Source organism: Pseudonocardia bannensis (assembly GCF_012911875.1).
GTDB classification, from domain to species: Bacteria; Actinomycetota; Actinomycetes; order Mycobacteriales; family Pseudonocardiaceae; genus Pseudonocardia; species Pseudonocardia bannensis.
On the sequence record NZ_JAAXKZ010000065.1, the window covers coordinates 22,026 to 31,806 of the forward strand.

Here is a 9,781-nt window from a genome sequence, read left to right on the forward strand (position 1 = left end):
CCACCGGCCGCCAGGCCGACAGGATCACGTCGGGACTACCCCGGGCCGGTCGGGCGTTGGACATGAACGTGCGCGGTGGGTGACCACACCCCGCCGGCGTCGCTCCCCTGTCCGTCGTCGAGCTCGGCCGCGTCGGTGTGGCACCGCCGCCCGCGGCGAGCCACGCTCGAAAGGTCTCGTCCATTGCGGCGTCTGCCGCCTTCTCTTCGTGCCCTCGTCCATCCCAACTACCGGCTGTGGGCAGCCGCCGACCTGGTCTCGTCCACCGGCACCTGGATGCAGGTGCTGGGGCTGAACTGGCTGGTGCTCACCATCACCGGATCCGCGACGGCCGTCGGCTTGACCATCCTGTTCCAGGCCGTGCCGATGCTCGCGCTCGGTTCCTGGGCGGGTGCCCTCGCGGACCGGTTGCCCACCCGGCCGATGGCGCTGGTGACCCAGACCCTGCACCTGCTGCTGGCCGTGGCCCTCGCGCTCATCGCGCTGCACGGCGCCTCGGTCGGCGCGATCTACCTGATCGCCGCGCTCAGCGGGGCCGTCGCGGTGTTCGACGGCCCGGTGATGGGCAAGCTCGGGGCGCAGGTCGTGCCCCGCGACGACCTCGGCAACGCGCTGGCGCTGGGGTCGGTGCTCAACTCCACCGGTCGCATCCTCGGGATGAGCCTGGGTGGCGTGCTGGCCGGTCTCACCGGGAACGTCACCTTGTTCGCGCTGAACGCGGTGAGCTTCCTGGCCGTGATCGTGGCCGTGCTGGCCATGCGCCGCGAGGCGCTGTTCCCGCTGCCGGTGAGCCCACCCGAGCGGGCCGGGGTGCGAGCCGGGCTGCGTTACCTGCTCGCCGACCACCGGTTGCTCGTGCTGTTCGCGCTCGGCTTCGTGCTGTCCAGCGTGGGCCGCAACTACCAGGTCAGCATGGCCGCGATGAGCACCGGACCGCTCCAGGCGGGCCCGCAGGGCTTCGGACTGCTCTCGACGGTCTTCGCGGTCGGAACGGTGCTGGGCGGGCTGTACGCCGCACACCGCCGCGAGCTGACGATCACGCTGCTGCTCGCCGCTGCCGGGGTGACCAGCACACTGCAACTGCTCAGCGGGTTCTCCCCCGGGCTCATCACCTTCGCCGCCGTCCTGCTGCCGATCGCCGCGGGTGCCGTGCTGATCGACACCGCGATGGGGACCCGGGTACAGCTCGACACCGCCGAGGACATGCGCGGCCGGGTGCTCGCCGCCCAGGGCATGGTCGCGGCCGGTGCCGGGGCGCTCGGTGGGCCGCTGGTCGGCTGGCTGGCCGAGGTGCTCGGCCCCGACCGGGCGCTCACCGTCGCCGGCGTCGTCACCGTCGCCGCGACGCTCGCCGCCGCGGCCGCGCTGCTCCGGTTGCGCCGCCGTCACGAGACGGAAGCGCAGACCGGGCCGGAACTCGTCCCGTCACGGGGCGCGCTCCAGCCGGCCGGCTGAGCAGCTCTGCACCGGCCGGCCCGGCTGCGTGGGGACCGGTGGTAGCCCGCGCAGCCGGGCCGGCCACAGCGCCTGGATCGCGGCGTTGAAGTGCGCGCCGAGCACGATGGCCAGGCCGATGAAGAAGGTCGCCAGCAGGAAGGCGATGGGTGCGGCCAGCGCGCCGTAGGTGTACCCGGTGCCGCTCAGCCAGTCGATGTAGACGCGCAGCCCGGTCGCCCCGAGCAGGAACGTGACCGCCGCCAGCAGCGCCCCGGGCAGCCCGCGGTACCAGGGCGGCTTCGCCGGCAGCGCGACCCAGTACAGCGTGGTCAGCGCAAGCACCAGCAGCAGCCCGACCACCGGGAAGTACAGGTAGCCGATGAGCGTGACCGCCGGCGGCCGCCAGGCCTGCGGCAGCAGGTCGGGCAGCCGGTCGGGGCCCAGGGCGAGCACGGGCAGCGCGACGATGAGCCCGACCAGGGCCATCAGGTACAGCAGCAGGGCGAGGGCCCGCTGCCACACCGGATGACGGATCTCGTACTGGCCGTGCGCCCGGGTGATCGCGTCCACGAACGCCGAGATGGCCGAGGACCCCGACCACAGGGAGATCACGAAGCCGATCGAGACGAGCTCGCTGCGGCCGGTGGACAGGATGTCCGCCACGGTCGGCGCGATGATCTCGTCGACGGCGTTGCGGCTGAACACCCCGCTCGTCAGTGCGATGATCCGGCGCTCCACCAGTGCGGTGGTGTCCGGACCGAACCAGCCCCCGACGTAGCCCAGGCTGCCGAGCAGCCCCAGCAGCAGCGGCGGGAGCGCGAGCGTCTGCCAGAACGCCGCGGCGGCCGCCTCGCTGAAGATGTTGTCCCGCCAGGCACCCGTGACGGTGCGCACGGCGAGCTCACGGAGACCGCGTCGTGCCCCCCGGGCCGGTGCGGTGGCGTCCTCGGCGCGCGGGACCGGCGCACCTGTCGTCGCATCGGCCACAGACACCAGGATGCGCCGCGCCATGGTCCGTTGTCCTCCCGGGACGAGGCCGGGGCACGGGACCGGCTGGGGTCAGCTCGGCCAGCGGGGCCGGAGGACGCTGCCGGGGCGGCCGGTCCGGGGCAGTGCGCCGATCGACCCCCGCGATCCTCACAGTCAGCCGAGGGCGTCCAGGATCGTCTGGGCGGCGAGGGTGGGGGTCAGGTCGCCGGTGCGTACGTCGCGTTCGAGCCCGGGGAGCGCCTTCTTGACCCCGGCGTCGTTCTGCAGCCGGTCCATGAGCTGGTCGCGGACCATCGCCCACATCCAGTCGACCTGCTGGTCGGCCCGCCGGCCGGCAAGCTCACCGCTGGCCTCCAGCGTCGACCGGTGCTTCTCGACCTGCTCCCAGACCTCCGCCATGCCGGTGTCGGCCTGCGCGCTGCAGGCCAGCACCGGGGGGCGCCACGACTCGCTCGTGGGCGTCATCAGCCGCAACGCCCCGGCGAGCTCGCGGGCCGCCGCCTTCGCGTCCTTCTCGTGCGGCCCGTCGGCCTTGTTGACGGCGACGACGTCGGCGAGCTCGAGGATGCCCTTCTTGATCCCCTGCAGCGAGTCACCGGTACGGGCGATCGTCAGCAGCAGGAACGTGTCGACCATCGCGGCCACGGTGACCTCGGACTGCCCGACGCCGACCGTCTCGACGAGCACCACGTCGTAGCCCGCGGCCTCCATCAGCACGATCGTCTCCCGGGTCGCCCGGGCCACCCCGCCCAGCGTCCCGGCGCTCGGCGAGGGCCGGACGAACGCGTTCTCGTCGGTCGCCAGCTTCGCCATCCGGGTCTTGTCGCCCAGGATCGAGCCCTTGCTGCGCGTCGACGACGGGTCGACGGCGAGCACCGCGACCCGGTGCCCGGCGCCGGTCAGCCGGGTGCCGAGGGTCTCGATGAACGTCGACTTCCCGACGCCCGGCACACCGCTGATCCCGACCCGCCGCGCGCCACCGGCGTGCGGGAGCAGCTCCATGAGCAGCTGCTGGGCCGCCTGCCGGTGGTCGGGCCGGTTGGACTCGACGAGCGTGATGGCCCGCGCGAGCGTGGCCCGCGACCCGTCGAGCACCCCTTTGGCGAGGGCGGGAACGTCGATCTTCCGGGCCACAGCCCTCCTTCCGGGCGACGCCGCCGCCGAGCGCGACACCAGATTGGTTCGATCATGATTCCGACCGATCCGGTGTCGGACTCGGCGCGCGGCGTGGGGCTAGTGGGTGGACTAATGGGTGGAGTCGTGCTCGCCGTGCAGGGCGGCCGAGAGCTTGCCCAGCAGGTCGACCGCCGCTTCCGCGATGACCGTGCCGGGACCGAAGACCGCCGCGGCACCGGCCTCGCGCAGCGCCGGGTAGTCCGCGGGCGGGATCACGCCACCGACGACGATCATGATGTCGGAGCGGTCCAGCTTCGCGAGCTCCGCCCGCAGCTCCGGGACCAGCGTGAGGTGCCCGGCGGCCAGCGAGTTGACCCCGACGACGTGCACGTCGGCCTCGACGGCCTGGCGCGCGACCTCGCCCGGGGTCTGGAACAGCGGGCCCACGTCGACGTCGAAGCCCAGGTCGGCGAACGCGGTCGCGATGACCTTCTGGCCGCGGTCGTGGCCGTCCTGGCCCATCTTCGCGACCAGGATGCGGGGCTGGCGCCCCTCCTCGGCGGCGAACTCGTCGACCAGCTCACGGGCACGGGCGATGGCCGGGCTCTTGCCGGCCTCCTCGGAGTACACGCCTGAGATGATCCTGATCTGTCCGGAGTGGCGCCCGAAGACCTTCTCCAGGGCGTCGGAGATCTCCCCGACGGTGGCCATGGCGCGGGCGGCGTCGACCGAGAGCGCCAGCAGGTTCTGCTCGGAGGTCCGCGACGAGCCCTCGGCGATGGCCGCCGCGGCGTTGGTCAGCGCGGTGAGCTTCGAATCGACGTCGCGCGCATCCCTTTCCGAGCGCAGCCTCTCCAGCTTCTCCAGCTGCTGGGCGCGCACGTCGGCGTTGTCGACCTTGAGCACCTCGATCTGCTCGTCGTCGCTCACCACGTACTTGTTGATCCCGATCACCGGCTGGCGCCCGGAGTCGATCCGGGCCTGGGTGCGGGCCGCGGCCTCCTCGACGCGCAGCTTCGGGATGCCCGCGTCGATGGCCTGCGCCATGCCGCCGGCCTTCTCGACCTCCTGGATGTGCGCCCAGGCACGGCGGGCCAGGTCGTTGGTCAGCTTCTCGACGTAGTAGCTGCCGCCCCACGGGTCGATGACCTTGGTGGTGCCCGACTCCTGCTGCAGCAGCAACTGGGTGTTGCGCGCGATCCGCGCGGAGAAGTCGGTCGGCAGCGCGAGCGCCTCGTCGAGGGCGTTGGTGTGCAGGCTCTGGGTGTGCCCCTGGGTCGCGGCCATCGCCTCGATGCAGGTACGGATGACGTTGTTGTAGACGTCCTGGGCGGTCAGCGACCAGCCCGAGGTCTGCGAGTGCGTGCGCAGCGACAGCGACTTGGCGTTCTTCGGCTCGAACTGGTTCACCAGCTTCGACCACAGCAGCCGGGCCGCCCGCATCTTGGCGACCTCCATGAAGAAGTTCATCCCGATCGCCCAGAAGAACGACAGCCGCGGCGCGAACCGGTCGATGTCCAGCCCGGCGTCGATCCCGGCCCGCAGGTACTCCACGCCGTCGGCGAGGGTGTAGGCGAGCTCGAGGTCGTTGGTCGCCCCCGCCTCCTGGATGTGGTACCCGGAGATGGAGATCGAGTTGAACTTGGGCATCTTCTCCGACGTGTAGCTGAAAATGTCGGAGATGATCTGCATCGACGGCTGCGGCGGGTAGATGTAGGTGTTGCGGACCATGAACTCCTTGAGGATGTCGTTCTGGATGGTCCCGGCCAGCTTCTCCGGCGCTACCCCCTGCTCCTCGGCCGCCACGATGTAGAGCGCGAGCACCGGCAGCACCGCGCCGTTCATCGTCATCGACACCGACATCCGGTCCAGCGGGATGCCGTCGAACAGCTGGCGCATGTCGTAGATGGAGTCGATCGCCACGCCCGCCATGCCGACGTCGCCGGCCACCCGTGGGTGGTCGGAGTCGTAGCCGCGGTGGGTGGCCAGGTCGAACGCGATCGACAGGCCCTTCTGCCCCGCGGCCAGGTTGCGCCGGTAGAACGCGTTGGACTCCTGCGCGGTGGAGAACCCGGCGTACTGCCGGACGGTCCAGGGCTGGGTCACGTACATCGTCGGGTACGGCCCGCGCAGGTACGGGGTGATGCCGGGGTAGGTCCGCAGGAAGTCCAGGCCCTCGAGGTCGGAGGCGGTGTAGAGCGGCTTGACGCCGATGCCCTCCGGGGACTCCCAGGTCTGCGGCGCGTCCGCGCCGTCGAGCGCGTCGGCCCAGGCCTGCGCGTCCCCCGCGGGCGCGGCGGCGTCGGCGGTCAGCTCGACCTTCGTGAAGTCGGGCAGTTCGCTCACTTCGCCACCTCCAGAGCCTCGTAGACGTTCTCGATCACTGCCAGCGCATCGCAGCCGGCGTACAGATAGCCGTCGATGCCGGGGATCGGTGGCTCGCTCGGCTTCCCGGCGAGCAGCACCGTCCGCGCCCCGGCCTCGTGCAACGCCGCGACGGTCGCCTCGGCCCGCTCGGCGTAGAGCGCGTCGGTCGAGCACAGCACCGCCACCGGGGTCCCGGCGTCGGCGAACGCCGTCGCCACGTCCTCGGCGGACTCGGTGGGCCCGGCCTCGGGCGCGGAGATCCCGCCGGCCTGCAGCAGGTTGCGGGCGAACCCGGCCCGCGCGGTGTAGGCGGCGGGCGACCCGAGCGTGGCCAGGAACGCCGTCGGCCGGGCGCCCGCGGACTCGAGCCGGGCGTCGGACCGGTCACGGTAGGCCTCGAACGGCTCCGCCGGCCGGAACACCGGCAGGCCGCCGTTGTGGGGGCGTTCCGGGTGCGGGCGCCGCTCGACCGGCTTCTCGTCGAGGTTCGGGAACTCGCTGACCCCGGTCAGCGGGACGCGGCGGTGCGCGACGGCCTTCTCACGGGCCGCACGCACCTCGGCGGTCCGGTCCGCGATCAGCCCGGCGTCGAGCGCCGCGACGGCGCCGCCCGCGGCCTCGATCTCCTGGAAGAACGCCCACGCGGCCTGCGCCAGGTCGTCGGTGAGGTGCTCGACGTACCAGGAGCCGCCCGCCGGGTCGATCACCCGCGCCAGGTGCGACTCCTCGATGAGCAGGGCCTGGGTGTTGCGGGCGATCCGCCGGGAGAACGGCTCGGACACGCCGATGGCGGAGTCGAAGGGCGCCACGGTCACCGCGTCGGCGCCTCCGACGCCGGCGGCGAACCCGGCCACGGTGCCGCGCAGCAGGTTGACCCACGGGTCGCGGCGGCTCTGCATGACCGAGGAGCTGACCGCGTGCTGATGCTGTGGTGCCGCCGCACCGCAGACCTCGGTGACCCGGGACCACAGCCGCCGCGCCGCCCGGAGCTTGGCGATCGTCGCGAACTGCTCGGCGGTGGCCGCGTAGCGGAACTCCAGCAACCGGGTGGCGGTGTCGAGGTCGACACCCGCGCCGGTGAGCACGCGCAGGTAGGCCAGACCCGAGGCGAGCGACCAGCCCAGCTCCTGTGCGTCGGAGCCACCGGCCTCGTGCACCGGCAGCGCGTCGACGACGATCGCCCGCAGCTTCGGGTGGTCCGCGGCGACCCGGCGGGCGAGTTCCACGACGGACTCCACGGCCGGGCCGTCCCCGGTGCGGGCCCGCAGCCCGATCGGGTCGAGACCCAGGTTGCCGAGCAGCTCGCCCGCGGCCACGCCGCGGTCGGCGGCCAGCGCGAGGAACGCCTCCGCGGCCTCCTCGGCGGCCGGGCCGGCATCGAGCACCACCGGGGCGAGGTCCAGGTAGACGTCGGCGAGAACGGCCGGCAGGTCCGTGACCGCGGTCCCGTTCGGGCCAGCCCCGAGCCAGATCGAGGTCACACCGTTCTCGAGGTCGGCCGTGATCGCGGCCTCGGCGGCTTCCGGGTCGGGGTCGGCGTGCCGCTGCCGCACGTCCCAGCCCTCCGGCACGTATCCCGCGGCGCGTGATCCGCGGACGAACGGCGCGCGGCCCGGCACGCCGGGCTCGGCCCGGGTGTCCTCCGCCGTGTAGAGCGGCCGCACCCGGATGCCGTCCGGCGTCGTCCAGGTGAGCTTCTCGACCCCGGCTCCGTCGGCCGCGTCGGCGGGGATGCGGCCGGCCTTGCGGACGACACCGTCGACCAGCGTCGACCACTCCTCGACCGTGGGGGCCGGGAACTCGCCGGCGAGCACCAGCTCGTCGGGCTCCTCCGGGGCGCCCCGGTCGAGCGCATCGGTGTCCACCTGGGGGGTACTCATCCAGACTCCTCACCGGCCCTGACGGCCGCACTGCCGAGCACGAGCTGGGCGCCGCACGCGGGGCGGGCGGTGACCCGGGGGCGTCTGCAGAACGCCGGTCGAGATCCTGCCGAGTCTAGGTGCCGCAACGCGAGCCGGGCGCGCAATGTGTAGGGCGCCTCACGCCCGGTGATCATCCTCTCCGGCGACGGGACCGGCCGCGGGCGGTCATGGACGGCGTGCCGCCCGCGCCGCGACGTGCTCCCCCAGCGGTCCCGCGGCCGGCCCGGCACGTGACACGCCCGCCGGTTCAGCGGACGGGCGGCGGGCTCCCGGTGAGACGCGGGCACGCAGCCGGGGCAGCACCTCCGCACCGAGCCGCGCGATGTTCTCGCAGGTGCGGTCGCGGTCCCCGGCACCCTCCACCATCAGCAGCAGCTCGCGCGCCCCCGTGCACTCGGCCGTCCGGGCGAGCACGGCGACGGCGTCGTCGGGCGAGCCGACGGCGTGCAGCCGGCAGAGCAGGTCGGTGTACTCCCCGGCGTCCCGCGGGGTGCGGGGCGCGCCGTCGGCACGGACGTAACCGGCCAACCCCGGCCGCAGCCACCGGGGCAGCGTCGCGCGGATCGTCGCCTGCGCCTCGGCCCGGGTGTCGGCGACGTAGGCGAGGTGGGTGCTGAGGTGCGCCGCGTCGGGGACGGGACCGCCGGCGGCCCGGTACTCCGCGCAGAACCGGGCCTTCTCGACGTCGTCGGCGTGCATGCCGAGCAGCATCGGCAACCCGCGGGCCGCCGCCAGGTCCCGCCCCGCCGCGGAGGTCACCGCGAGTACCACCGGCGGGTGCGGCCGGGTCCGCGGGGCGGGCGTGACGGCGACCTCACGGAACCGGAAGCGCTCGGACCCGGCGGCGACGGTCGGTCCGGTCAGGGCGGCCAGCAGCAGGTCGAGCGACTCGGCGAAGCCGTCCTGCTGGCGGTCCAGGCCGGTACCGAAGACCTCCAGGTCGACCCAGGGCCCGCCACGGCCGACGCCCAGCCGGAACCGGCCGCCGGAGACCTGGTCGAGCAGCAGCGCCTGCTCGGCCAACGCCACCGGGTGCTGGGTGGACAGCACGCTGACCGCGGTCCCGACCGCGATCCGGCGGGTGGCGCCGAGCAGGTAACCGGCCAGGGTCACCGCGGAGGGGCACAACCCGTAGGACATGAAGTGGTGCTCGGCGACCCAGACGTCGTCGAAGCCGGCCCGCTCGGCCTCGACCGCGGCGGCGACGGTCGTGTCCAGGACCGTCGTGTGGTCCTGGCCGGGGAAGCCCGGGGCCAGCAGGAACGCACCGATCCGCATCCGACCCCCGTCATCGCCCGGCCGGGTGACCTGCATGCCACCCGCCGCCCGCACGCTAGCGACATCGATCACGCACGCGGTCCGCGGGCCTACGCTGCCCGACGTGGACACCGAGATCCCGGGCTCGCAGCCGTCGACGCTCTACCTGGTCAAACAGCTCGAACTCGCGATCCGGGCCGTGCTCGACGACGCCCTGCGCCCGCACGGGCTGACCACCCCGCAGTACACGGCGCTCACGGCGCTCGCCCACCGCGACGGGCTCTCCTCGGCCCAGCTGGCCCGGCGCTCGTTCGTGACCCCGCAGACCATGCACGAGCAGGTGCTCGCCCTCGAGCGCAACGGGCTCGTCGAGCGCTTCCGCGACCAGCGCAACCGCCGGTCGTTGCGCATCCACCTCACCGACAGCGGGCGGGAGCGGATGGCCCGCTGCGCGCCGGCGGTCTCGGCCCTGGAGCGCACGGTCGAGGAGACGATGGACGCCCCCGGCCTCGCCGAGTTCCGCGAACGGCTGCGCGGAGCGCACGCCGCCCTCGTCCCGCTCGCCCGCCGCCCGGCGGGCAGCACGACCGGCTGAGCACCCCCGCCACCGCGCCCCGTCTGTCGTGCGCGTGTCGGCGACGGGCGGGTCCGGGGCGCGCTCGACCGAGCAGCACCGCACCACACCCCACCCC

General features: G+C 73.5%; 7 protein-coding genes. 2 read left to right on the forward strand and 5 right to left on the reverse strand.

Translation table 11 applies throughout. From position 1 onward, the window contains the following. The first annotated feature begins 183 nt into the window (after window positions 1-183). Complete coding sequence (locus HF519_RS17590) at window positions 184-1,455, forward strand: MFS transporter (RefSeq protein WP_169414049.1); 1,272 nt, start codon at window positions 184-186, stop codon at window positions 1,453-1,455. Here the strand turns inward: HF519_RS17590 and HF519_RS17595 are convergent. The 5 genes from HF519_RS17595 to HF519_RS17615 form a co-directional block, all read right to left on the reverse strand. Then, window positions 1,426-2,448, reverse strand: coding sequence for a YihY/virulence factor BrkB family protein (locus HF519_RS17595; RefSeq protein WP_169414050.1), 1,023 nt, complete (start codon window positions 2,446-2,448; stop codon window positions 1,426-1,428). The two genes, HF519_RS17590 and HF519_RS17595, sit on opposite strands and share 30 nt — an antisense overlap. Before the next feature lie 132 nt (window positions 2,449-2,580). Continuing rightward, complete coding sequence (meaB, locus tag HF519_RS17600) at window positions 2,581-3,561, reverse strand: methylmalonyl Co-A mutase-associated GTPase MeaB (RefSeq protein WP_169414051.1); 981 nt, start codon at window positions 3,559-3,561, stop codon at window positions 2,581-2,583. A 111-nt stretch (window positions 3,562-3,672) separates the two neighbouring features. Then, entirely contained in the window at window positions 3,673-5,889 is a 2,217-nt protein-coding gene (gene scpA / locus HF519_RS17605) for a methylmalonyl-CoA mutase (RefSeq protein ID WP_169414052.1), read from the reverse strand. Further along, complete coding sequence (locus HF519_RS17610; RefSeq protein WP_169414053.1) at window positions 5,886-7,790, reverse strand: methylmalonyl-CoA mutase family protein; 1,905 nt, start codon at window positions 7,788-7,790, stop codon at window positions 5,886-5,888. Before HF519_RS17610 ends, scpA begins: the two co-directional genes overlap by 4 nt. Window positions 7,791-7,997: 207 nt before the next feature. Then, on the reverse strand, window positions 7,998-9,182 hold the full coding sequence (locus tag HF519_RS17615) for an LLM class flavin-dependent oxidoreductase (protein ID WP_312860169.1): 1,185 nt from the start codon (window positions 9,180-9,182) through the stop codon (window positions 7,998-8,000). A 31-nt stretch (window positions 9,183-9,213) separates the two neighbouring features. Between HF519_RS17615 and HF519_RS17620 the strand changes: the two genes are divergently transcribed. After that, window positions 9,214-9,684: a MarR family winged helix-turn-helix transcriptional regulator gene (locus tag HF519_RS17620; protein ID WP_312860170.1), complete on the forward strand. Its 471-nt coding sequence runs from the start codon at window positions 9,214-9,216 to the stop codon at window positions 9,682-9,684. Window positions 9,685-9,781 lie beyond the last annotated feature (97 nt).

What these genes read in the sequence shown, in the direction of transcription:
- HF519_RS17610 (WP_169414053.1), bottom strand. Translation starts at nt 7,790, where the DNA reads ATGAGTACCCCCCAGGTGGACACCGATGCGCTCGACCGGGGCGCCCCG.
- HF519_RS17595 (WP_169414050.1), bottom strand. Translation starts at nt 2,448, where the DNA reads ATGGCGCGGCGCATCCTGGTGTCTGTGGCCGATGCGACGACAGGTGCG.